Source organism: Lysinibacillus sp. FSL K6-0102, assembly GCF_038003545.1.
Lineage (GTDB): Bacteria > Bacillota > Bacilli > Bacillales_A > Planococcaceae > Lysinibacillus > Lysinibacillus capsici.
In genome coordinates, this window is the sequence record NZ_JBBOPH010000001.1 from 1,998,860 (window position 1) to 2,022,690 (window position 23,831).

The 23,831-nt window shown below is 39.9% G+C and carries 22 protein-coding genes; 17 read left to right on the forward strand and 5 right to left on the reverse strand.

Annotated elements, in window-relative coordinates; translation table 11 throughout:
* The first annotated feature begins 14 nt into the window (after positions 1 to 14).
* The 6 genes from NYE73_RS09895 (at position 15) to NYE73_RS09920 (ending at position 7,502) form a co-directional block, all read left to right on the forward strand.
* Positions 15 to 1,034: a 2,3-butanediol dehydrogenase gene (locus tag NYE73_RS09895; RefSeq protein WP_259948776.1), complete on the forward strand. Its 1,020-nt coding sequence runs from the start codon at positions 15 to 17 to the stop codon at positions 1,032 to 1,034.
* Between the two features lie 177 nt (positions 1,035 to 1,211).
* On the forward strand, positions 1,212 to 2,573 hold the full coding sequence (locus NYE73_RS09900; protein WP_259948778.1) for a PepSY-associated TM helix domain-containing protein: 1,362 nt from the start codon (positions 1,212 to 1,214) through the stop codon (positions 2,571 to 2,573).
* A gap of 180 nt (positions 2,574 to 2,753) precedes the next feature.
* Positions 2,754 to 4,232 carry a sensor histidine kinase gene (locus NYE73_RS09905; RefSeq protein ID WP_103117839.1) on the forward strand — a complete coding sequence of 493 codons (1,479 nt, stop codon included), beginning with the start codon at positions 2,754 to 2,756 and terminating at the stop codon, positions 4,230 to 4,232.
* The gene (locus tag NYE73_RS09910; protein ID WP_048390285.1) at positions 4,210 to 4,896 is read left to right on the forward strand and encodes a response regulator transcription factor; all 687 of its coding nucleotides are present in this window, start codon (positions 4,210 to 4,212) and stop codon (positions 4,894 to 4,896) included. Before NYE73_RS09905 ends, NYE73_RS09910 begins: the two co-directional genes overlap by 23 nt.
* A gap of 115 nt (positions 4,897 to 5,011) precedes the next feature.
* Complete coding sequence (locus tag NYE73_RS09915) at positions 5,012 to 5,722, forward strand: ankyrin repeat domain-containing protein (protein WP_082148102.1); 711 nt, start codon at positions 5,012 to 5,014, stop codon at positions 5,720 to 5,722.
* A gap of 697 nt (positions 5,723 to 6,419) precedes the next feature.
* Positions 6,420 to 7,502, forward strand: coding sequence for a hypothetical protein (locus tag NYE73_RS09920; protein ID WP_259948782.1), 1,083 nt, complete (start codon positions 6,420 to 6,422; stop codon positions 7,500 to 7,502).
* Positions 7,503 to 7,613: 111 nt separating this feature from the next.
* Here NYE73_RS09920 and NYE73_RS09925 read toward each other — a convergent pair whose 3' ends face one another.
* The 4 genes from NYE73_RS09925 to NYE73_RS09940 form a co-directional block, all read right to left on the reverse strand.
* Positions 7,614 to 8,219 carry a response regulator transcription factor gene (locus NYE73_RS09925; RefSeq protein WP_004229368.1) on the reverse strand — a complete coding sequence of 202 codons (606 nt, stop codon included), beginning with the start codon at positions 8,217 to 8,219 and terminating at the stop codon, positions 7,614 to 7,616.
* On the reverse strand, positions 8,216 to 9,328 hold the full coding sequence (locus tag NYE73_RS09930; RefSeq protein ID WP_259948784.1) for a sensor histidine kinase: 1,113 nt from the start codon (positions 9,326 to 9,328) through the stop codon (positions 8,216 to 8,218). The genes NYE73_RS09925 and NYE73_RS09930 overlap by 4 nt, the downstream gene beginning before the upstream one ends.
* 13 nt (positions 9,329 to 9,341) lie before the next feature.
* Positions 9,342 to 10,469: a DUF418 domain-containing protein gene (locus NYE73_RS09935; protein ID WP_259948787.1), complete on the reverse strand. Its 1,128-nt coding sequence runs from the start codon at positions 10,467 to 10,469 to the stop codon at positions 9,342 to 9,344.
* A 152-nt stretch (positions 10,470 to 10,621) separates the two neighbouring features.
* Entirely contained in the window at positions 10,622 to 11,233 is a 612-nt protein-coding gene (locus tag NYE73_RS09940; RefSeq protein WP_375543416.1) for a class I SAM-dependent methyltransferase, read from the reverse strand.
* 230 nt (positions 11,234 to 11,463) lie between these two features.
* On the opposite strand from NYE73_RS09940, the gene NYE73_RS09945 reads away from it, so the two are divergent.
* On the forward strand, positions 11,464 to 11,706 hold the full coding sequence (locus NYE73_RS09945) for a hypothetical protein (RefSeq protein ID WP_004229360.1): 243 nt from the start codon (positions 11,464 to 11,466) through the stop codon (positions 11,704 to 11,706).
* 50 nt (positions 11,707 to 11,756) lie between these two features.
* Here NYE73_RS09945 and NYE73_RS09950 read toward each other — a convergent pair whose 3' ends face one another.
* Entirely contained in the window at positions 11,757 to 12,806 is a 1,050-nt protein-coding gene (locus tag NYE73_RS09950; protein ID WP_259948790.1) for an NAD(P)/FAD-dependent oxidoreductase, read from the reverse strand.
* Positions 12,807 to 12,953: 147 nt separating this feature from the next.
* Between NYE73_RS09950 and NYE73_RS09955 the strand changes: the two genes are divergently transcribed.
* From NYE73_RS09955 to NYE73_RS10000, 10 genes are all read left to right on the forward strand, one after another.
* Entirely contained in the window at positions 12,954 to 13,742 is a 789-nt protein-coding gene (locus NYE73_RS09955; RefSeq protein ID WP_048390300.1) for an ABC transporter ATP-binding protein, read from the forward strand.
* Positions 13,743 to 13,755: 13 nt separating this feature from the next.
* Positions 13,756 to 14,682 carry an iron-hydroxamate ABC transporter substrate-binding protein gene (locus NYE73_RS09960; RefSeq protein WP_048390303.1) on the forward strand — a complete coding sequence of 309 codons (927 nt, stop codon included), beginning with the start codon at positions 13,756 to 13,758 and terminating at the stop codon, positions 14,680 to 14,682.
* 23 nt (positions 14,683 to 14,705) lie between these two features.
* Positions 14,706 to 15,707, forward strand: a complete 1,002-nt coding sequence (locus NYE73_RS09965) for a FecCD family ABC transporter permease (protein ID WP_048390305.1) — start codon at positions 14,706 to 14,708, stop codon at positions 15,705 to 15,707.
* Complete coding sequence (locus NYE73_RS09970; protein WP_048390307.1) at positions 15,700 to 16,707, forward strand: FecCD family ABC transporter permease; 1,008 nt, start codon at positions 15,700 to 15,702, stop codon at positions 16,705 to 16,707. Before NYE73_RS09965 ends, NYE73_RS09970 begins: the two co-directional genes overlap by 8 nt.
* Positions 16,708 to 16,854: 147 nt before the next feature.
* Positions 16,855 to 17,796, forward strand: coding sequence for a nuclease-related domain-containing protein (locus NYE73_RS09975; RefSeq protein WP_259948800.1), 942 nt, complete (start codon positions 16,855 to 16,857; stop codon positions 17,794 to 17,796).
* Between the two features lie 401 nt (positions 17,797 to 18,197).
* Positions 18,198 to 18,617 carry a MarR family winged helix-turn-helix transcriptional regulator gene (locus tag NYE73_RS09980; protein WP_259419097.1) on the forward strand — a complete coding sequence of 140 codons (420 nt, stop codon included), beginning with the start codon at positions 18,198 to 18,200 and terminating at the stop codon, positions 18,615 to 18,617.
* Between the two features lie 11 nt (positions 18,618 to 18,628).
* Positions 18,629 to 19,828: an MFS transporter gene (locus tag NYE73_RS09985; RefSeq protein ID WP_054550885.1), complete on the forward strand. Its 1,200-nt coding sequence runs from the start codon at positions 18,629 to 18,631 to the stop codon at positions 19,826 to 19,828.
* A gap of 162 nt (positions 19,829 to 19,990) precedes the next feature.
* Positions 19,991 to 20,860 (forward strand): iron uptake system protein EfeO, encoded by an 870-nt coding sequence (efeO, locus tag NYE73_RS09990; protein WP_259948804.1) that lies wholly within the window; start codon positions 19,991 to 19,993, stop codon positions 20,858 to 20,860.
* 9 nt (positions 20,861 to 20,869) lie between these two features.
* A complete protein-coding gene (efeB, locus tag NYE73_RS09995) occupies positions 20,870 to 22,129 on the forward strand; it encodes an iron uptake transporter deferrochelatase/peroxidase subunit (RefSeq protein WP_259948807.1) in 1,260 nt (419 codons plus the stop codon).
* Positions 22,104 to 23,819, forward strand: a complete 1,716-nt coding sequence (locus NYE73_RS10000; RefSeq protein WP_259948809.1) for an FTR1 family iron permease — start codon at positions 22,104 to 22,106, stop codon at positions 23,817 to 23,819. The genes efeB and NYE73_RS10000 overlap by 26 nt, the downstream gene beginning before the upstream one ends.
* Positions 23,820 to 23,831 lie beyond the last annotated feature (12 nt).

Consider the following 23,831-nt stretch of genomic DNA (forward strand, 5'->3'; position numbering starts at 1 on the left):
AAGAAGGTAGTAGAATGAAAGCAGCAAAATTTTACGGTGTAAAAGATATTCGAGTAGAGGAGGCACAACTGCCAGCACTAGAGCCAGGCATGGTGAAAGTAAAAGTTGCCTTTGCTGGAATTTGTGGTAGTGATTTACATGAATATGTTGGTGGGGCTTATGCATTCCGTACACAACCCGTATTAGGGCATGAATTTGCAGGTGTCGTTGTAGAGGTTGCAAAAGGCGTTACACAGACAAAAGTAGGAGATCGTGTGGCAGTGGAGCCACCAATTCCATGTGGTAAATGTGATAATTGTCGACGTGGCTATTCCAACTTATGTAAACGTGGTCAATCTTATGGCTATACAATTTCTGGCGGATTTGCAGAATATGCAGTTGTACAAGAAGAAAATATTCACCTTCTTCCTGACAATATGAGCCTAGAGCTAGGCGCACTTGTTGAACCTACAGCAGTCGCGGTTCACGCAGTTCGTCAAAGTCAATTAAAGCTTGGCGATACAGCTGCTATTTTTGGTGCGGGTCCTATTGGTTTATTGGTCTTGCAGGCTGTGAAGGCTGCGGGAGCAAGTGAAATTTTTGTCGTAGAGGTATCCGATGAACGACGCCAAAAAGCACTTGAATTAGGCGCAACGTATGTCATTAATCCAATTGATACGGATGCAGTAGCGTTTATACGTGAAAAAACAAATGGTGGGGTAGATGTTGCGTATGATGCAGCAGGTGTGCAAGCAACATTTACAAGCGGTGTTAGTGCTGTTCATCCAGGTGGCGAATTTAAAATCGTCAGCGTTTGGGAAAGACCTGTAGAATTTAACCCTAATGCGGTGGTTTCTCCAGAGGTAAAAATCAGTGGCTCGTTTGCCTATGTGAATATTTTCCCTGAAGTGATTCGATTACTTGCTCGTGGTGTAATTGATGGACAAGCTGTTATCACAAGCCAGATTGCAATAGAGGATATCGTAGAAAAAGGCTTTGAAGCTTTAACAAAGGATCGTAGCCAATGTAAAATTCTTGTGAATATGAGCATGTAATTTTCTGAAATCATAGCCGAACTTGAGGTTTGGCTATGATTTTTTGGGCTACCTTAATAACATAATACCAATTGGAATACATTTGTTTGTCATAAAACTGCCTTTAGGACTTCATTCATATTTCACTTTTTACTTATATAATTAATCTGCTATAAATAGAGAGATTGGAGATTAAATATGAAAAATTTGCTTTATTCTAGGTTTTGGCGACTTCATTTTTTCGCAGCACTTTTTATTACGCCTTTATTGCTGTCTCTCACATTAAGTGGGATTGGTTATTTGTTTTTTACAGATGTAGAAAATCGATTATATGACGATTATTTCTTTGGTGAGAGCCATAAGGAAGAGGTCTTAACAATTGATGATGCCGTGGAAAAAGCGGAGGCTGCATTTGCAGGATACTCTACTACGAAAGTGATTATGTTGGAGGAGCCATATAATACGCGTTTAACTTTATCAAATGGCACTAAACAAAAGTACGTATTTTTAGATGATCACAATCAAATGGTTGGTAGTCAGGACGCCGATTATACATTTTCAAATATTATGAGAAATACGCATAGCTCCCTCTTTATTGGTGGTACCTTTGTAAACTATTTAGTAGAGCTAGCAGCTTGTTGGACGATCTTTTTATTACTGTCAGGTCTTTATATGACATTCAAAGGAAATCTCCTAAAGAAGGGCAAGTCGGAGAATAAGAGGCAAAAAAGTAAGAGATTACATGCACTTGTTGGGACAATTATTACCATTCCAATGGTGATGTTTATTTCGACTGGGCTATTATGGTCTGCTTTTCAAGGTTCCATGCTTGCAGATATAGCGTCAGAAAATCCTACTTTTGGGTATCCATTACTCCAACAAAAGCCACCAACATCTGATGTCTCTGAAATACCATGGGCCACTCGTCAATTAGAGGCACCGACATCAGAAGGAGAACATGCCCAACATCATGGCGGTGGAGCTGTCCGTTATACGAACGATAGCCAAATGACGATTGCTCAGCTTGAAAAAGAAATCAATTCGATGAACATTACTAAGCCTTACTCTATAATTTATCCGTCAAACGGTGAGGGCGTCTATACAGTGGCGAAGGCTAGTAATTCTGGTGTAACAGGGCTAGATGTAAAACCTACAGCTGAAGCCACAATGTATTTTGATCAGTATAGTGGCAAGTTTATCGATCAAGTGAATTATGACGATTATGGCCCATTAGCTAAATTCTTTACATGGGGAATACCATTACATGAGGGGCATTTATTCGGCTGGCCGAATAAGCTTTTAAACTTAGTGGTTTGTCTAGCCTTCTTAGCCGTAATCGTGTGGGGCATTCGCACTTGGATTTTACGTAGAAAAAAAGGGGAGCTGTCTGCACCACCGCAAATTTCTCATAAAATATCCATGCCTTTCATTATTTTCCTTGTCATATTAGGGATTATGATGCCGCTATTTGGTGCGTCATTAATCGCTGTGGTAGTAATTGAATTTATCCTTTTAGGTTGGCAAACAAAGAAGAAGCTAAGAGCACAAGAAACTAAATAAAGCAAAGATGATACGGCACAGCGGGTTTGTGCCGTATCTTTTTTTTGTTTATTTCATTTATAGGAACGCAATACTATACTGAAGCAGCAAAAATGTTTATAGATTTTTCAGCATGATTTTATAAAGTTTTAAGATTTGTATGGTACATTGCTAGTAGTTTCAGCTTATGGGGGTATGTAGATGTCAATAAAAACAAGGTTTTTGCTATCTTATGTGGGTGTCATCATCATTGCCATCACACTATTACTAGCAGCGGTTTTTCTTTTTTCCTTTGCCATTACAGGTGATGTCAAAGCGATTGAGCATTTTTATAAAAAATCTTATGTCCAAAAGCCTTTGACGACAGTAGAGGAAAATGCGTTTCTAGATTTAAAATTACTAGCTAAAAAAAGTCCCCAGCAGCTTTTAGATCTCGAACAGCTTGAACAAATCAATGCGCCTTCGATAGAGATTGTGGTACGAAAAGATCATCAAATCGTGTATTCAACACAGAAAGAGCATAAACAATTATTGCTTCAAAGCTTACCTAGCTTTGAAGAGACCAATATTAATTCTCGTGACACCATCATGATAAATCGAGCCTTTTATACGTATGTTAAATTTGATTTTTATTTTCCAGATCAAACAGAGGGCAGTATTTTCGTATTGAGAGAGGTTAGTTCCCATGCAGAGGTAACGAGGGAACTGCTACCGATTCTTTTAGGTATTTTATTTGTCCTGTTTATGATGATTATTGGTTTTTTAAATTATTTAGTATCAAGAAGTATTATTAAACCGATTTCGGCATTAAAGGAAGGGGCAGAACGAATTAAATCGGGCGACTTGGATTTTGAAATTGCGACCCACTCGAAGGATGAAATTGGTCAGTTGAATCGGTCATTCGAGGAAATGAGAGTCAAATTAAAAGAATCCATCCAGCTTCAGCTTCAATATGAGGAAAATCGAAAGGAGCTCATCTCCAATATCTCCCATGATTTAAAAACGCCGATGACTTCCATTATCGGCTATGTGGAGGGCATTAAAGATGGTGTGGCAAATACAGAGGAAAAGATGGATAAATATTTAACAACTATCTATACAAAGGCAAAGGATATGGATGTATTAATTGATGAGCTATTCTTATTTTCTAAATTGGATTTAAAAAAGATTCCCTTCCAATTGGAAAGCATCAATCTCCACCAATATATGCATGATTATGTAGAGGATGCAAGCTTTGATTTTATTGCACGAGATATTCATTTACAATATCTATCAGCAGGCTCGCCGCTTTTGGCAATGGTGGACCGAGATAAATTAAGACGTGTCCTGACGAACCTTTTAAGTAATAGCGAAAAATATATGGATAAGCCATATAAGCAAATCATTATTTCCTTGCATGAGCGAGCAGAGGATGCGATTATTCAGGTAACAGATAATGGTGCAGGCATTGATCCTGTCGCATTGCCCTATATTTTTGATCGATTTTACCGTGCGGAGCCTTCACGTAATTCGCAAACAGGAGGCAGTGGCTTAGGGTTAGCCATTGCCAAACAAATCGTTGTTGAAATGGGTGGCGATATTTGGGCAAAGAGTGAATTAGCAAAGGGGACGAGCATATTCATTTCATTGAAAAAGGCTGAGGAGAAGGTGAATCATCATGAAAAAAATTCTGCTAATTGAAGACGAAGTGAGCATAGCTGAGCTTCAACGAGATTATTTAGAGATTAATGGCTTTACAGTAGATATCCAACATCATGGAGAGGATGGGCTACAGCAGGCACTTAAAGGTAATTATGATTTAATCATTTTGGATATTATGCTACCAGGGATAAGTGGCTTTGACATTTGTAAACAGATTCGAGCGGTACACAATATTCCCATTTTATTTGTTTCAGCTAAAAAGGAGGATATTGATAAAATTCGTGGTCTTGGACTAGGAGCGGATGATTATATTACAAAACCATTTAGTCCGAGTGAATTAGTGGCAAGGGTCAAGGCCCATTTGTCGAGATATGAGCGTCTGGCGACCCATCAACAAACAAATCATATGATGTCCATTCATGGTATTACAATCGATACTTCGGCTAGAAAGGTGTTTGTTAATGGTGAGGAGATTGCCTTTACAACGAAGGAATTTGATTTACTTGTCTTTTTTGTTAGACACCCCAATCAAGTATTAAGTAAGGAACAGCTATATGAGCGAAACTGGGGCTATGAATCAGCTGCAGACGTTTCGACTGTCACTGTTCATATACGAAAGCTACGTGAAAAAATTGAACGAGAGCCAGCGCATCCCAAGTTTTTGGAAACAGTATGGGGTGCAGGCTATCGCTTCAATGTTTAAGTAAAACTACCTCGTCCTTGTGGCGGGGTAGTTTTTTTAGACTTTTTTAAGAATTCGTTAATGGGCAATTTAGCATTACCGCTTACACTGAGGAAGGAAAGGCGGTGTATTAAAATTGAAAAAAAGGCAGGCAGTAATCATTGCATTAACATTTTTACTTCAAGGGTGTGCCTCAATTGATACAGAAACAATACAGCATGATAAAGGTGGGAGTGAAGTGGTGGGAACAGAATGGGCGAGTGAGTTGCTCAAGGCAGCTGAAAGGGGAGATATCGATGGGCTTCAACATGCTTTGAAACAAAAAGGGGACATCAATGTACAAGATTCAAATAATCGAACAGCTTTGATGATAGCTACCTATAATCAGGATATAGAGGCAGTTAAATTATTAATAGATGCAGGAGCAGATGTTAATATTCAGGATAATCAGCAAAATACGCCATTTCTCTATGCAGGTGCGGAGGGCTATCTGGCTATTTTAAAGATGACCATTCAAGCTGGTGCTGATCCGACTATTTTAAATCGATATGGAGGAACAGCACTCATACCAGCAGCAGAGCATGGTCATGTGGAGGTCATCGAGGAGCTATTGAGCAATACCGATATTGACGTCAATCATGTGAATCATTTAGGCTGGACAGCCCTGATGGAGGCGATTGTCTTAAATAACGGCAATCCAACACAGCAAACCGTAATACAACGACTAATTGAACATGGTGCTGATGTAAATATTCCCGATCAAAATAACGTGACACCTCTGCAACATGCAAAACAACGAGGATTTAAAGCAATCGAACAAATTCTACTTGCAGCAGGCGCAAAGTAACCCAAACTGTAGAGACGGCTCTCTACAGTTTTCTTAGTGTTGAAAAACAAAACAGTCAATTGAAAGGTAGAAATGGATTTCCGTTGCAGGCTACTTGCTTTCCTGTGGGCGAGCGCCGAATCACTTCCTCCGCTACCGCTCCATTTAGAGTTTCGCCTGTCTTGCTATCCCACGGGAGTCAAGCAGCCTTCCACTCCAACCCACTAACTTATTAGCAAAGGTTTTCAAATAAAGTGAAGGTGTTCACTACTCTTTATGAAGAGGTGTTGTCATGCATCACTTCTCCACATTGAAAATAACAACTTATCCCCTCTAAGAATACAGTTAATGGACGATTTGTTACTATAAAAAAGTAAAGACACTTTGCAGAATGGTTGATTGGAGTGGAGCCAGCGTCACAGAGGAGACCCTGGAGCGAACGTAAGTGAGTGAAGCGGCTCATCGGACGCCCCCTGGAAAGGACGCTGGTGTAACGGAAATCAACCCCTCGACTTGCAAAGTTGCTTTTTTTTGGCGTTGACATCATCTTTTTTCAACAACATGCAAACTGTAGAGACAGCTCTCTACAGTTTTTTGTTCTTAAATTATTTTTCCTATTTTTTAATTCTTTTTTAATAGTTTATTTATTAGCAGTTTAGATATGGACTTTATGATAAATTTTGTAAACCAAATTACACCATAAAGGAGAGTTCAACAAATGAAATTAAGAAAACGTATTGTCCCAGCAGCATTGGCTTTATCCGTAGTATCAGCAGGTCTAGTAACCATAGGCGAGCCATTAAATGCAGATGCGGCAAGCAATAAAGCAGTAGTAGCGGAAAACGAGCAAGTAGCTAAAATTACAAACATCAAGCCATTAAATACAATGACACTACAAATTACATTTAATCAGCCATTAGCAGCAGCTGATGTAGACCTAAATCATTTAGATGCTATAAAAAAACATTTTACGTTTAATGGAGATTTAGAGATTGTCAATGTGCCACGCTTAATGACAGGCTCTAAGAGTACATATATTGTACCAACAACATTCCAAGAAGATGATTTTATCTATACATTGAGCTATAAAGAGCAACGCAATAAAGTTTTTGAGGGCACAGATGAAAAGGTATATGTACGCAATGTGGAGCAAGTCACAAATGATACATTTACATTGGAATCCTTTCAGGAGGATGGCGTAGTAGATTATGCTAATATTATTGAAGCCTATCGCGCAGGCCGTGGAGATTTAGCATTTAGCTTAGATGGTCATAATCGAGATGCTAGCGGCAAACGCTTTGATGTTATTTCTTCCTTACGTGATCGCTATGTGACGGTGAGAACAAGTGAGGGAGAAGAGTTTGTTGCTAATTATGTACCATTTACACAAGCAGCTGATGGCAGACAGGCTCCTCAATTTAGACTCCCTGCTGGCAAGGTTTTAAAACCAGGTGTGACTTACCGTGTGTACGCACAATGGGCGGAAATAGATGTAAGGAGCTTTGTAGCGAAAGAAATCGCGCCAATCACTCTGCAAACAGCAAAAGCAATGGATGAAAAATCCTTTGAATTACAATTAAGAAACGATCCGCAATCTGATTTACTTGCTGGCCGAAGTGTAGCGTTAAAAGGCAGTGATGGGAGTACATTGCAAGCACAATATCGTTATTCATCACGTAAAGGTACTGTGGGCATTTTTGATCTAACGAATGGTGGTACGTTGAAAGTAAATGTCAGCTATACTGTAATCCCATTAAACAACTGGGCTATAGCAACAGATTTAGTTCTACAAGGAAAATAAACGTTCTTTTGCTTAATAAAATAATGAATCTGTCATTTGAAGCTTAAATAAATGGAACGTATTTTATGCTAACATTGTAAAAATCTCGTCACAGCTGTGGCGAGATTTTTTTTATAGCCAGCCTTTTTCACCTGCTACCTGAGCGGCTTGCTGTCTAGATTCAACTTGTAGCTTTTGAATAGAGGTAGATAAATAATTGCGAATCGTGCCCTTCGTTAAAAATAACTGCTTACTGATTTCGTTTGTGGTCAAGCCTTTTTTGACTAGCTGAAGCACCGCAATTTCTCGTTCATTTAAAGGGTTTTGCTCCTTCATAAATAAGGAGGCGGCTAAATCCTTGCTGACCACCTTTTCTCCTTGCATGATTTTTCGAATAGTAGCAATTAAATAATCGATGGGTTCATCTTTCAATAGATAGCCGTGTACCTCGCAATCCATTGCCTTCTGCAAATAACCAGGGCGTGCAAAGGTTGTTACAATCATTACCTTGCAAGGGAGGTTGGCCTGTTTAATTTTTTCAGCAAGCTCAAGCCCTGATAGATGGGGCATTTCAATATCGACTAGGCAAATATCTGGTGGCTCCTGCTGGATCAATTCCCATGCTTGTTGTCCATCTGCCACCTCAGCTATGACCTCAATATCAGGCTCAAACGCTAGTAGCGAAGTTAGGGCACCACGTAACATTTGTTGGTCTTCTGCTAGTAATACACGTATCATCTTAGAGGCTCCTTTCCATCTTGAATTGGTAGAGTGAGGGTGACGCTGGTGCCTACTGGTGTGTCACTTTCAATCAGGGCAAAGCCTTGCAGCATATGCATTCTTTCTTTTATGGAGTGGATGCCATTCCCACGTCCTTGTGACTGTAAACCGATGCCATCGTCTTTCATCACAAGTGTATAGTGTCCAGCACAACATTGAATGGTGAAATGACATTTTTTTGCCTGACTATGCTTGAGAATATTCGTAGTCGTCTCTCGTACACATAGAGCAAGCATCGTTTCCTCCACACTAGAAAGTACGATTTGAGGACATTGATTGTCAAGGGTTGTCGTAATATTCGCGCTTTGTAAAAGCTGTTGGCAATGAATAAGCTCCGTTTGCAACGAAATAAAATTCATATCAGACACAAGCTCACGTACTTGTTTTAAGGCGGTACGGGTAGTGGCTAATATGTCATGTAGCTCAGGCTTCACGCTTGAAGGATCTCGGTCAATCAGTTTGGTCGTTAGTTCGGTTTTTACTTTAATCATTGTGAGCGTATGGCCAATTGTATCATGAAGGTCTCTAGCGATCCGTTGTCGTTCCTCTTGCTGAACAAGCTGTGTATTTACGTCTGCCAGCTCAGCCTGCAGATTTTTCGACTTTTCCACAAAATAAATGAGAATCGGGAGCACCAGTTGAAACATCATAATCGGCACTAGTACCTGTGATTCCTTTGGTAAAAGGGAATCTGTTGTCATGTACAAAACCGTCAAAAACATGACAGCGATGGCTACAATCCCACAGGCAATATGCCATTTTGATTTTGCACGTCCTAGTAAGTCGGCAAAGGTAAAGCCAAAAATAAGCATAAAAGGATCGACAATTATGCTAAGTAAGGTGATAAGGACAAAGGCTACTAGTGATGCGGTAAGTAGCCTCCAATCTCGATGCCATAAAGCAATGTAGAAGGCTATTAGGTATAAAAGGAGCACTGTTATTTTCATAGCTAAAGGAAGGGAATGAGACCCTAATACTAATGCGAATAGGAAAATGACAGAAGCTGCATCAATGATTAAATAATGCTTAATTTGTTCTCTAGGATATATTTTTATTACTAGCACCATCCTTTATTGCTGATTACTGTGTAATCGCTTGAAGGGCTTTTTTACGAATCCATTCCATAGGGCCCATTTGAAATTTCTGTAACCAAGCGAACGCTATAACAAGTTGTAAGATTGATAGAGATAGCCAAATACCAATGACAGTGAAGCTATTGACTTGCCCACCTAAGCCAAGCCCCCAGCCATAAAAAATAATCGACGCAAGCACATTTTGGAGGACATAGCAGCTTAAAGACATTTTACCAACATGAGCAAAGCGCTGCCAAAGCCAGTCTAGCCTCTTATATTCTACCAGTTTACCTAAAATTCCAATATAGCCAATGGATAGAAGAGGGGCACAAAGATAGCGAACAGGTAAATCAAAAAGCCCACCAGGAATAAAAATAAGCAGATTGATAGGAAAGCCAACGAATACACCGATATTAAAGAGCTTTTGTCGAGTTTGACGTCCTTTGTCTGTTGGTGAAAATACCTCATTACGCATGAACTTCACGCCAAGTAAAAATAAAAAGACATTCATCGGGATAATAAATATAGCTTCTGAGCGATAAAATAAAAAGTTTGTGAGACGATGCTGCACCTGCGCAAACCATGTGCCATGTTCATAGAGCTCAGAAACGGATGCCATACCATTTAATGAAACACCAGCTCCTTGTATGGTACTGATAAAAATAAGCAGAATCATTAGGATGTGAAAGCCACCAAAAAAATAAAAGGCTCCCGTCATGACCTTATCACCCAAACGTACAATAAAAGCGACGATGAATGCTGTGACAGCATAGCTCATTAAAATATCATACTCCATCACAAGCGTGTAGTGCAGTAGCCCCTCTAACCCTAAGAAGACGATCGTCCACAAGTACACTCCTGGCCAGGCTGTACCTCTCCGTAAGGCTTGCTGATATTTTAATTGCAGACCTACTCCAAACATAATTGTTAACAATCCAAGCAGCTTGCCATTAACGAAAAATAATACGACCATACGTAAAAAATCATTGAAGGACCACCAACCAGAATAATCACTTGTTGTTATATACGATAAATCACCAAGATAAGCAAAAATCCAAATATTTGTGCCAAGCGTTCCTAAGACGGCAAAGCCTCTTAACATATCGATAAAGGGAAGTCTTTGTTGTGTTTGCATAAGTTCGATCACTCTTTCTTTGTTTTCTTAGCTTAAGGATAAGAAAATTTCAAGAGAAAACCTATTCACACCAGTCAAAGAATCTTGATGACAGGTGTCATAAAGTATGTTGAGACAGCACAAAAACCAGCAACGTTTTTGCTGCCGGCTCATTATTTTGTACAGGTATAGATGCGATAGTCTAAAATGTCTTCGTATTTTTCATTCATGGCAATATGCTGATCCATGATTTTATAGAAGTCGGATTCTATATCTGTGGAAACTTGAAATTCAGGCTTGGATGAGATGGATTTGTTTTTTTGTATATGGATATCATAAAAACCAGCCTGTTGCAGTAGTCTTACCCAATCCTTTTTCCTGAGGAGAGACTGAAAGCCGTAAAATTGTTGGAGGTCGTCTGCAAGTTCGGTACGAAGTGTTTGAGGAATGGTAAATTCGATAGCAATGAAGCGGCCACCTTTTTTCAATAAACGATAAATTTCCTGCAAAGCCTGCTGCAAATTAACAAAGGCCAGAACCGACTCAGCTAGAATCAAGTCAAATGTCTCGTTCGCTAACGAGGTTTGTTCAATAGAGCCTTGCAGAAGTTTAACAGGTAGACGCGCTTTATGCATTCGCTGACGAGCCTTTTCTATCATGATGGGCTGAATATCGAGACCTGTGACGTTTGCTTGATAGGAAGATGCTAAATAAGCAGCCGTTTGCCCTGTACCACATCCCACATCTAAAATATGTGTGTTTTGCTCGATATTCTCCGCTTGCAAAACAGCCTTTGATAGATTAATGCCCCCAGGATGTGCGCCTCCGACCCCGAACTTAGCTAAAAAGGTAAGATAATGAGAGTCTTGTATAGTACCACCTTCTTTTCTCTTATAGTATGACAGGGAAACTAGTATGGTTCCCTTATTATTTTTAACCTCTTCTTCAAAAGTCTAATTCGCTATAAAAATTTTTACATATACTAGTGAGAAGCTTTCAGATAGGGGGTGTATAAATGCCATATTTTCAGCCGAATGCTAGAAGAGGTCCATATCCGCCAAACAATAGGCAATATTTTGGCCCACCTTTTCGAGGTAGGATGGTGCAACCATACTATTCTCCCAATCAACAACAGCAAGGTCCTAGATTAGGAAATTTACCAGATCATTTAAATACAATTATGGGGCATGCTGGGACGATTACAAATGGAGTAAATATGTTGAGACAGATGGGAGCGTTATTAAGTTTATTTAGATAAAAACTAGAAACCCTCTTAAGATCAGGCTCTTAAGAGGGTTATATTTAGGTTTAATGGGCTGGTGCAAATTGCTTTTCGATAATAGAGCGATTTTTCTCTTTAAATAGCTCATTATGAGAGGACACCATACCATGACGATAGGCAGTTGGTTCTAAATACGTTTTAATAGAATTGACTGCATTGGCGGCATCTTGGAATGTGCCAAGTAGCAAATTAATTTTTCCATCAAATGATAAAATATCACCTGCTGCAAAAATACCTGGCTGTGCTGTTTCACCTGTTGCCTTTCCTTCAACATAATAATCATCCTTTTTCGGAATGGCAATGGCCTCATCAAATGCAAGAGACGCCTCACAATTATAGCCATGACTGACGATTACCTCATCGATTTGACGCGTATAACTTTGCTTCGTTATCGTATTCTCACATGTGACTAATTGAATAGCCGTTTTATCAATATTTGCGGAAAGCTTTGTAATCGTTGTATTACACTCAATGCGCACACCTGCATCCAGTGCTTCCTGTACAGTGGCTTCGTGTGCTGATAGATTCTCTTTGCGGTAAACAACCGTTACGCTTTTGGCAATCGGACTTAATTCAACAGCCCAATCGATGGCTGCATTACCACCGCCTGAGATCATGATATCCTTATCGACAAAACGTTTATACGATTGCACAGTGTAATGTAGATTGGACATTTCATATTTTTCAGCGCCCTCAAGTGTTAGCTTTTGAGGGCTAATAATGCCGCCTCCTACAGCTAACAGTACCGTTTTAGAATAATGCTTTTCACCAGCTGCTGTATGAATGACAAAAATATCATTGTGACGTTCAATTAAATCTACTTTTGTACCTGTCAAAATTGTAGGATCAAATGTTTTGGCTTGCTCGATTAATTGTTTAACAAATTGTTCACCCAAAACGGGAGGATGTCCCCCAATATCCCATATCAGCTTTTCAGGATAAAGTAATACTTTACCGCCAAGCTGTGGTTGACTTTCTAATAATTTTGTTTTTAAACCCCGTAAACCACTATAAAAGGCACTATATAAGCCAGCTGGGCCACCGCCAATAATTGTCACATCATACACATGCTGCATTTTTATTGCCACATCCTTAACAAATAGTAAAAAAGTAATTGACAAAATCTTATCAGGTAACTAGACTAATTCTAGTGATAATGATTATCATTTTTAGCTTTGAATATCATAGCATGGAAAGAAGTAAAAAGAAAGTGAGGGTCCGATTTGCGTTTAGAAGTTGAATCGATTCGTGTTGGTTATGAGAATAAAACGATTGTGCATGACTTATCGCTGCAAATTCCTGATGGCAAAATCACGACAATCATTGGTTCAAATGGTTGTGGAAAATCAACCTTGTTAAAAGCTATCACACGGATTTTAAAGCATGAGAGTGGACAGGTCATATTAGATGGTCAAAATATTTCCAAGATGAAAACAAAAGAATTAGCAAAAGAACTGGCAATCTTACCACAGAGTCCAGAAAGTGCACATGGTTTAACAGTGGAAGAGCTTGTATCCTACGGTCGATTTCCTTATCAAAAGGGCTTCGGGAATTTATCACAAAAAGATAAAGATGTTATTGGCTGGGCTTTACAGGTAACCAAAACAGAAGAATTCCGTTTACAATCTGTAGATGCTTTATCTGGTGGACAACGTCAGCGCGTATGGATTGCGATGGCCTTGGCCCAAGAAACCGACATTATCTTTTTAGATGAACCGACAACTTATTTAGATATGGCTCATCAGCTAGAAGTTTTAGAGCTACTTTACAGGCTGAATGAAGAACAGGGGCGCACGATTGTCATGGTCCTCCATGATTTAAATCAAGCGGCACGTTTTTCAGATTATATTGTAGCGCTTTCACAAGGTGAGCTTGTAAAATTCGGAACGGCTGAAGAAGTGATGGTTCCAGAAGTATTGAAAAAAGTATTTAATATAGATGCAGTTATTGGCAAAGATCCACGAACGAACAAACCAATGTGCATTACATATGACTTATTACAAACCATTTAAAAGGAGAATAACAATGAAAAAGTGGCTATTACCAATGTTTATGATGCTTGTGCTAGTACTTGCAGCATGTGGCAGTAAGGAAGAAAAAACAGAGAAGGCTGATGAAGGCTCAAAAGAGGAAGCTTCAACAGAAACAATCACATATCAATCAGAGTCAGGTCCTGTAGAAGTACCAGCAAATCCGAAACGTGTTGTTGTACTATCTTCTTTTGTAGGAAGCTTATTACAGCTTGATGTAAATGTTGTTGGTGTAGATGCATGGGCAGCAAAAAATCCCAACTTCGAAGATGCGATTAAAGATGCTGTTGTAGTTGAAAATACAGATATTGAAAAAATTCTTGAGCTAGAACCAGATTTAATTATTGGCTTAAATGGTATTGAAAATGCTGATAAATTAGCAGAAATCGCGCCAACTGTATTATTTACGTATGGTAAAGTAGACTATTTACAGCAGTTCATCGAAATCGGTAAAGTGGTAAATAAAGAAAAAGAAGCAACTGCTTGGGTAGAAGATTTTAAAACACGTGCAGCTGAAGCTGGTAAAAAGATTAAAGAAAAAATCGGTGAAGATGCGACTGTAACAGTAGCAGAGAACTTTAATAAACAATTCTATATTTATGGCGATAACTGGGGTCGTGGAACAGAGATTTTATATCAAGAAATGGGCTTGAAAATGCCTGAGAAAGTAAAAGAAACAGCGTTAGAGCCTGGCTACTATGCTATTTCTCAAGAAGTTTTAGGGGAATATGCAGGTGACTACGTGATCTTCAGTATGTTCCAAGATCAAGATAATTCCTTTACAGATGCAGCATGGTTTAAAGATTTAGAAGCAGTGAAAAATGGTCATTTATTTGAAGTGAATGCAAATGCCTTCTATTTCAATGACCCTATCACATTAGAACATCAACTGAAGTTCTTTGAAGAGAAATTTTTACAATAATTAGTAGAGAGTAGCGAAGGCGAATGACAAAGTTTCGAAAGCTTCCATTTTGGCTTCAGGTATTGCTTGCATTGCTTGTATTAATTGGTACTGCCAGTATCTCGCTGTGCTTAGGGGCAGCGAATACAAGCATTCAAGATGTCTTTCAAGCAATTGTCGGACAAAGTGGAGGTAAACATTACACGATTTTACGTGAAATTCGATTTCCTCGTATCATTGCAGCTATTTTTGTTGGGAGTGCCCTCGCAGTCGCTGGGGCGATTATGCAAGGGGTTACACGGAACCCATTAGCTGATCCAGGGCTGCTTGGTTTAACGGCAGGGGCAAATGCTGCCCTTGCTTTAACAATGGCATTTATCCCTAAATTCTCGTATTATACGTTAATTTTAGCCTGCTTTGTTGGGGCGGGAATCGGTATGATGTTAGTTTATGGGATTGGTGCTTCTACTAAAAAAGGCTTTTCCCCTTTAAAGCTTGTTTTAGCTGGTGCGGCTGTCACAGCCTTATTACAGGCAATCGCTGAAGGGACGGGCATTTTATTTCAAATTTCCAAAGATGTTTCGATGTGGACAAGTGGCGGTTTCATTGGCACAACATGGCAGGCATTATTGATCGTACCCGTTATTATTATTGGCTTACTGCTTTCATTTGCTTTTAGTCGTCAATTAACGATTTTAAGCTTAAATGAAGAAGTAGCAGTGGGTGTCGGACAAAATACTACGCTCGTAAAGGGTGTAATGATGTTCGTTGTGGTTATTCTGGCTGGCTCTGCTGTGGCCCTAGTCGGAAATCTAGCTTTCGTTGGCTTAATGGTACCGCATATTGTCCGCGCGTTTGTTGGGACAGACTATCGTTTTGTCTTACCGATGAGCGCCATTGTTGGTGGCTGGTTTATGGTGTTGGCTGATTTTGCAGGGCGCATGATTAACGCACCTTATGAAACGCCAGTTGTCGCTATTATTTCGATTTTAGGTCTTCCATTCTTCCTATTATTAGTGCGGAAGGGAGGACGTCAATTTGTTTAAAGAAGGTCGCAAAAAACAGCGTAAATGGTTACTCATATGGCTTGTGGTAACCTTGTTCATTTTTATTTTAGGGATTTCATTAGGTGCTGCTTCGGTTTCTATTGACCGAATTCTTCCAACCTTACTGGGCGATGGTAGTTTTAAAGAGTCCTTTGTACTCTTTTCAGTCCGTTTACCTAGAATGTTTGTGCTAGCGGCTGCGGGTATGGCATTAGCACTGGCAGGGGCCGTATTACAGGGCGTAACCCGCAATGATTTAGCAGACCCAGGAATTATAGGTATCAGTGCTGGCGCAGGTGTTGGGATTACTGTCTTTTATTTGCTAGTAGATGGCGACCTTCCTCACTTTGCCTATATTTTACCGATTGTCGGCTTTTGTAGTGCCTTAGTGACAGCACTGGGTATTTACTTTTTCTCTTATCAGCGTAATAAGGGTGTCCATCCCGTACAATTTATTTTAGTAGGGGTAGGCGTAGCATCAGCCTTATCAGGGGTCATGATGGTATTAATATCCTCTGCTGAGCGGAGCGATGTACAATTTATTGCACAATGGCTAGCCGGAAATGTATGGGGCACAGATTGGCCATTTTTCTGGGCGCTAATGCCTTGGCTTGTACTGGGCATCCCTTACATTTTCTATAAAGCCAACGTTTTAAATGTCTTGGCCATGACGGAGCAAACAGCAGTCGGACTTGGTATGAACATTGGGCGAGAACGTTTCCGATTATTAATTGTTGCGGTTGCACTAGCGGCTGCCGCGGTATCCGTAACAGGGGGAGTAGCCTTCATCGGTTTGATGGCTCCCCATATTGCAAAACAGCTCGTTGGTCCACGCTACCAATTCTTTTTACCATTGACGCTATTCATTGGCGCAAGCTTGCTAATGCTTGCTGATACCATTGGACGTGTTGCTATTGCAAGTGCAACGGTTCCTGCTGGGATTGTTGTTGCATTTATTGGCGCACCTTATTTTCTATATTTATTACGCAAAAATGTATAGAAATGTATTAGTTATTGGTCACAAAAACAGTCTTTCGATCTAATAAAAATAGTGAAAAAAAGATTTTACATCATCTATCTTTCAAGTTTTTGAGAACCTCATTTGTTGAGGTTCTTTTTTTGTATAATCAGAACAGGAGGTGCATACATGATTCTATTAGCACGACAACCATCGGACTTGCAAAAAATACTAGAGGTGGTGCTCCGTAGATTGCCACAGACGCATAATAACTACGCTTATTATGGTGAACGTTTGAGCCGTGTCCAAGCAGGTCTTGCGGGGGAACAGCGTGTTGATGCAGAATGGCTCGAAATCGATTTACCAACACCACATTATTTTCTACATGATTTTCAAACCGCAAATAGCTACGGATCTACGCATCAAATGGATACCATCTTTCTCTGCCCTCATTTTTTACTTATTCTTGAAATCAAAAATATAACAGGAAATCTCTCATATGATGTCCCTTTTGCGCAGTTTACACGGACGACATTGGATGGCACGGTGGAAGGAATGACTGATCCATTTGTTCAGCTGGATCGACATGTCATATGGATGAAAAAGCTTCTACTGCGAGAACGTATCGAATTACCTGTTGTCCATGCGGTAGTGCTGGCAACGAAAAATGGAATTTTAACAAAGGGTTTTGAGGGGCAACCGATATTTCATGTGAAAGGGTTACGATTTCATCTACAAAAGTGGATAGAGCATTATCAACCTAGAGAAAGAGTTGATCTTTTACAAGTAGCCAACCTTCTATTATCCCTGCACACAAAGTTGAAAAAAGAGGTAGAGGTGCCTCTTAAGGAGATGGTGAAGGGTGTGTTATGTCCACAATGTGTTAACGGGCAGCGATTATCGTATCACTATAAAAAATGGACGTGCCCACGCTGTGGATTGGAGGACGATGATGCATTGGTTCGAACATTAGAGGACTACAGGTTACTAGTCGGGCAGCAGGTAACCAATCGAAGCTTCCGCGAATTCTTTGGCATTGACTCTCCCGATTTAGCGTACAAGTTGATGCAACAACTCCCTTTGAAAGCGGAGGGTGTCAAAAAGCATCGGAAATATTGGATTAAGGAATAGCGAACTAAGCGTTACAATTCAAGCGGTCTGAATTGTAGCTTTTAGTGCTGTAGAGAGAAAGGGCGCTTGAAGTAGGTGGATAGAATGCTGAAAGTGACGGATAGAACAAGGAAAGTAGCGGATAGAACGCGCAAAGTGATGGATAGAGCAGAGAAAGTGGAGGTTACGCTTCATGTAGGTGGATAGAAAGCTGAAAGTGATGGATAGAACAAGGAAAGTAGCGGATAGAACGCGCAAAGTGATGGATAGAACAGAGAAAGTGGAGGATACGCCTCGTTTAAGTGGATAGAGCAGGATACCACTCACTCCCAAGAGCGATGTTTCGCTTATTTCCTACTAGACAAATAGAGTTTTTAGGTATATAGTTAGCTAGGCTAACTAATATAAAAGGAAGTGATAGTGTGACAATTGAACAGGAATTTTTTAATCAGTACCGCTTAATGTATCGGCCGTTTATTAATCAGTTGAATGTGCAGCTTGAACCCTATCAGTTATATAGCTCACAGTGGGCAGTGCTTCGTTTCTTGAATGATAAGGGTCCACATTCATTTGTAGATATCGCGAATTTCATGTCTATAGAGAAGCCAAGTGTCACGAAGCTTGTACATAAACTGGTGGAGCTAGGCTATGTGGAAACGATGACGGGCAAGGATAAGCGTGAAAAGCTGGTACACCTATCAAAGCATGGGGAAGAGCTTGTGCTGGAAATAAAGTCGCATCTACATCCATTTTTTGAGCAGGCTTTGGCAGGCGTGCCCAAACAAGATATTGACATTGCGACACAAGTTTTAGCAAGAATTTGTATGAATATTAATCAATAGGAGAGAGAAACGTGGAAGCAACCAGAAAGAAACTATGGACAAAAGATTTTTTAATTGTCTCACTTATTAATTTTACCATTACGTTAATCTTTTATTTATTAATGGTTACGATAGCAGCATATGCGGTGGAGCATTTTAATGCCTCTACAAGTACAGCGGGGCTTGTATCGAGTATTTTTATTATCGGGACACTATTAGGTCGTCTTGGGACAGGGCGTATTATTGGAGACTGGGGTAGCAAAAAAACATTATTTTGTGGACTATTATTATTTATGTTATCAACAATGTCTTATTTTATAGCAGGCAATTTACCACTGCTGATGATCAATCGTTTAGTACAGGGGATTGCACTAGGGATTGCCAGTACAGCAACAGGTACCATTATTGCACAAATTTTACCAGCTGAGCGTCGTGGAGAAGGGATTGGTTATTATAGCTTAAGCGCTATTCTAGCCACAGCCATTGGCCCATTTATTGGAATATTATTAACACAGCTATTTGCAGATTATCGTATGATTTTTGCAGTAGATTCTGTGTTAGCGATTATTTGTTTCTTTATGTATTACATTGTGACCGTGCCAGATGCACCGAAAAAAGCAAAGGATACAGCTGTAAAGGCTGGGTTTAAAGTGACGAACTTTATTGAAATGCGTGCAGTACCGATTGCCTTTGTGGCACTTGTGATTGGCTTTGCTTATTCAGGTGTGATGTCGTTTATGACGTTTTATGCAAAGGAGCTAGATTTAGTATCAGCAGGTAGCTACTTCTTTATTATCTATGCTATTGTCATTTTGGCTACACGTCCATTTACAGGGAAATTGCTTGATACAAGAGGGGCAAATATCATTATCTATCCATGCTTAGTGTTGTTTGCAATAGGCATGTATGCCTTTAGCTCAGCAACAACTACGATTGCCTTTTTAATCGCTGCCGCTTGTATCGGGATTGGCTATGGAAACTTCAACTCGGTGGCACAGGCAATTGCCATCAAAGTAACACCAAATGAGCGTTTAGGACTTGCGACATCTACGTATTTTATTTTTTATGATTTAGGCTTAGGTGTCGGGCCTTATTTCTTAGGCTTATTTGTACCATCTATGGGCTACAGCTCGATTTTCTTCTCGATGGTCTTTGTTATTTTAGTGTCGATTGTGCTTTATTACCTTTTACATGGAAAACATGAAAATTTGAAACAAGCAAAAATTTTGTAGATTAGAATCATTATATTGTAGAAAAAACGTCTTTTTTCTAGTTGTTTGTAAAGAATAACTGAAAAATGACGTTTTTTTCTATTTACAAAAATAGTTGTTGCAATAGATGATGATAATCATTATCATCACAATATAAAACAAATTCGGAAGTAGGTACGAAGTATGAAAAACAAATCATTTTTGTCGGTATTAGTAGCAGGAGGCATTTTAATGGCTGGCTGTGGCAATACAGAAGAAGTAAAAAAAGAAGATAAGCCAGCAACAGAACAGGCGGAGCAAGCTACAAAAGAGGTGGATTTATCTTCTGAATTATCAGCCTATCAACAATTTGCGTTAGAGCAAATGGATCAATTTTTACTAGATACAGAGAAATTTGTGAACCTATTCAAAGCAGGCGATATTGAAGGGGCAAAGGCAGCGTATGCGCCAGCACGTATGTATTTTGAACGCTCTGAGCCAATTGCGGAAAGCTTCGGTGATCTTGACCCTCGCATCGATGGACGTTTAGCAGATATTCAAGAAGAAGGTAAGGGTGAGGAAGAATGGTCAGGCTACCATAAGCTTGAGTATGCGCTTTGGGAAGAAAATACAACAAAAGGTTATGAGGCTGTAGCAGATCAGCTTCTTGCAGATGCGAAGGAATTGCATGCACTTGTGCAAACAGTGGAAGTGACACCTGACTTAATGATTACAGGTGCAGTAGATTTATTAAATGAAGTATCAACATCTAAAATTACAGGTGAGGAAGAAATTTACTCTCATACAGACCTTTATGATTTTAAAGCAAATATTGAAGGCGCAGAAAAAATCTTTGAGATTTTACGCTCAAAATTAGAAGCAAAAGATTCCACATTAGTGGCAACTCTTGATGAAAAATTCAAAGCAGTGGACGATTTATTAGCACAGCATGCAACGGCTAATGGTGGTTATATATCTTACGAAGAATTAACGGAGGAAAACACAAAAGCACTGGCAGCAGCGGTGAATCAGCTTGGAGAACCATTAAGTCAAATGGGTATCATTTTGGAGTGAACATAAACAATGACAATGTCAAACGAGGAAAAATTTATAAATAAAAAAATTTCTAGACGTGATATGTTAAAGCTAACAGGTATCGGTGTGGCAGGTGTTGCCATCGGTGCCTCTGGCTTGGGTGGTGTCATGAAAGCAATGGGCTATGATGTCTTTGAGCCAGTAGCAGATAGCACGACGGCTAGCAATAAGGTCAATTTCTATGGCAAGCATCAGTCAGGTATTGTGACACCTGTACAGACGAATATTTATTTTGCTTCTTTAGATGTATTAGTGACATCAAAGAAGGAACTACAAGCGTTGTTCCAGCAATGGACACCCCTTGTTGTGCGTTTAATGAATGGTGAAGTCATGGTCGATGTATCGACAAATACAAGAGTGCCAACTGGCGATACTGGAGAGGCAGAGGGCTTAGATGCATCTAATCTATCCATTACCATTGGTGTCGGGCCTTCATTATTCGATAAACTGGGCATCCAGCATTTAAAACCAGCGGAGCTAAAGGATTTACCACATTTCCCTAAAGATCAGCTACAGAAAGAATACACTGGTGGTGATTTGTGTATTCAGGCTTGTGCAGATGATCCGCAGGTGGCCTTCCATGCTGTTCGTAATCTAGTACGAGCTGCTTCAGGTAAAGTAGAAATAAAATGGTCACAGGCGGGCTTTAACTCGTTTCCAGCTAGTGGAGGGACACCACGAAACCTCTTCGCCTTCAAGGACGGTACTGTAAATCCAGCCATTACGGATGAAAAAGACTTAAATGAGGTCGTGTGGGTGGATAAAGGCTGGCTAAAGGGTGGCTCTTATTTAATTGCGCGTAAAGTTCAGATGCATCTTGAAACTTGGGATCGTACATCATTGAAAGATCAAGAGGCAACATTTGGCCGTTACCGCGACAGTGGGGCACCTTTTGGCAAAACAAAGGAATTCGATGATTTTGATGTAGAGGCAAAGGATGATAAGGGCAATTATATTATGCCTGATACATCACATGTCCATTTGGCGCGGAAATCAGGTGCGCGTATTTTGCGACGCTCTTATTCCTATGCATCAGGTGTGATGTCGAATACAGGGACCCATGATGCGGGGCTAATCTTTATCTCTTTTCAAAAAGACCCAGCCCAATTTACAACGATCCAAAATAGCTTAGGGCGTATGGATAAAATGAATGAGTATATTACCCATCGAGGCAGTGCCGTGTTTGCTTGCTTCCCTGGTGTACAAAAGGGGAGTTATTTAGGTGAAGCACTTTTTAATGCGCTGTAGTATCGTGATTGCCCTCATGCTGACTTTAGCTTTACCTGTGCAAGCTGCGCAATCCTATAGTCATCTCTATATTGCGATTAGTGATGCACTGATGAATACAAAGCAGGATAAAGAGGCGGAGGCCAAGCAGGCACTTGAACAATTTGCTGTGGATTGGGCTAAAGTATCTTCAGAGCAGAAAGAGGCAAAAGCAAAGGTTGATGAAATCCTTGCACAGGCTACTGAGGCAACGTCTAAGGATGAGCGTTTAGAGGCGCTATCAGCACTATCGAATGCATTGCGTGCATTAGAAAAGCTTGAAAATCCAGTGGATGAAGCGGCACAGCGAGCAGAATTTGGGCAAAAATTTAAGCCGATAATGGCAGACTTTGAAAAAGCTTTAGCAAGTGGTGATATTCAGGCCATTGATGAAGCCTACAAAGATTTTAATAGTAAATGGAATAAAAATGAGCGACCTGTGCGTGAACAAAGTATCGCAATGTACGGGCAAATCGAAACACAAATGGCATTTCTTCGAATCTCTATTTCTGCTGAGGAGCCTGATGTAGCGCTTATGCAATCTCAATTTGCTGATTTAAAGCAAACGATTGAGGATTTTGTAGCTGGTAAAGAAACAGCCGAAGTGGTAGAGGGAGAGTATTCATTAGCGACATTAATTGCCTATATAGATGAGGCCAATGATTTTGTGGATGCAGGTGATTACCAGGCAGCTTCAAATAAAATACGTGAGTTTATTACCATTTGGCCAAGTGTAGAAATTGAAATCTCCACACGTAATGGTAGTCTTTACACGAAAATTGAAAGTGATATGCCGATTATCGCGAGTGATTTATTAAAATCCAACGTCGATCAGCAAGCAATTACCAAACAATTAAATATATTCCGTACTGAAATTGAGCTGATGCAAGGGGATTCCGATTACACAATTTGGGACGCTGCGTTAATTTTATTACGCGAAGGGCTAGAGGCATTACTGATTATTTTAGCCTTAGTGTCATTCCTTAATAAATCAGGACAGAACAAGATGCGCAAATGGATTTATATCGGCGCGTTTATCGGCGTTCTATTATCCGCCGTAGCTGCCATCCTTATGTCGACGATTTTAAATTCGGCAACGATTGATACGAATCGCGAGTTAATGGAAGGCTATGTAGGGTTAATTGCTGCAGCGATGATGATCGGTGTTGGTATTTGGCTGCATAGTAAATCAAGCGTGGTCAGTTGGAATCGCTATATTTCCAAACAAATGGGTAATGCCATTTCGAGTGGCTCTATTTTTGCGATGGCTATGATTAGCTTTTTATCGGTCTTCCGTGAAGGTGCAGAAACACTAGTCTTTTATGCGGGGATTGCACCGAAAATGGAAACATCGCAGTTTATTCTTGGAATTGTGGTGGCACTGCTCATTCTTGCTGTACTTGCAGTTGTGTTATTTAAAGCAAGTGGCAAAATTCCAATTCACAAATTTTTTGCAGTAGCAACTATTTTAATTTATGTGCTAGCCTTTAAAATTATTGGTGTCAGTCTGCATACTTTGCAGCTGACAGATAATCTGTCCACAACGATTGTTGATGGCTTACCTGTTATTAGCTTGATTGGCTTCTATCCAACAGTGGAAACAATCATAGGGCAGTCTATTTTACTCGTGTTAGTGGCGGCTACTGTGCTATATAAAAAGAAACAAGCCTAATGAAAAAGGTAG

Bases quoted from the DNA above. Each gene is read 5' to 3' on its own strand.
- NYE73_RS09895 (WP_259948776.1), top strand. From the start codon at position 15: ATGAAAGCAGCAAAATTTTACGGTGTAAAAGATATTCGAGTAGAGGAG.
- NYE73_RS09925 (WP_004229368.1), bottom strand. From the start codon at position 8,219: ATGATACGTGTATTACTAGCAGAAGACCAACAAATGTTACGTGGTGCC.
- NYE73_RS09935 (WP_259948787.1), bottom strand. From the start codon at position 10,469: ATGCAAACACAACAAAGACTTCCCTTTATCGATATGTTAAGAGGCTTT.
- NYE73_RS09960 (WP_048390303.1), top strand. From the start codon at position 13,756: ATGAAAAAGTGGCTATTACCAATGTTTATGATGCTTGTGCTAGTACTT.
- NYE73_RS09950 (WP_259948790.1), bottom strand. From the start codon at position 12,806: ATGCAGCATGTGTATGATGTGACAATTATTGGCGGTGGCCCAGCTGGC.
- NYE73_RS09920 (WP_259948782.1), top strand. From the start codon at position 6,420: ATGAAATTAAGAAAACGTATTGTCCCAGCAGCATTGGCTTTATCCGTA.
- NYE73_RS09975 (WP_259948800.1), top strand. From the start codon at position 16,855: ATGATTCTATTAGCACGACAACCATCGGACTTGCAAAAAATACTAGAG.
- NYE73_RS09900 (WP_259948778.1), top strand. From the start codon at position 1,212: ATGAAAAATTTGCTTTATTCTAGGTTTTGGCGACTTCATTTTTTCGCA.
- NYE73_RS09905 (WP_103117839.1), top strand. From the start codon at position 2,754: ATGTCAATAAAAACAAGGTTTTTGCTATCTTATGTGGGTGTCATCATC.
- efeB (WP_259948807.1), top strand. From the start codon at position 20,870: ATGACAATGTCAAACGAGGAAAAATTTATAAATAAAAAAATTTCTAGA.
- NYE73_RS09945 (WP_004229360.1), top strand. From the start codon at position 11,464: ATGCCATATTTTCAGCCGAATGCTAGAAGAGGTCCATATCCGCCAAAC.
- efeO (WP_259948804.1), top strand. From the start codon at position 19,991: ATGAAAAACAAATCATTTTTGTCGGTATTAGTAGCAGGAGGCATTTTA.
- NYE73_RS09930 (WP_259948784.1), bottom strand. From the start codon at position 9,328: ATGGTGCTAGTAATAAAAATATATCCTAGAGAACAAATTAAGCATTAT.
- NYE73_RS09910 (WP_048390285.1), top strand. From the start codon at position 4,210: ATGAAAAAAATTCTGCTAATTGAAGACGAAGTGAGCATAGCTGAGCTT.
- NYE73_RS09965 (WP_048390305.1), top strand. From the start codon at position 14,706: ATGACAAAGTTTCGAAAGCTTCCATTTTGGCTTCAGGTATTGCTTGCA.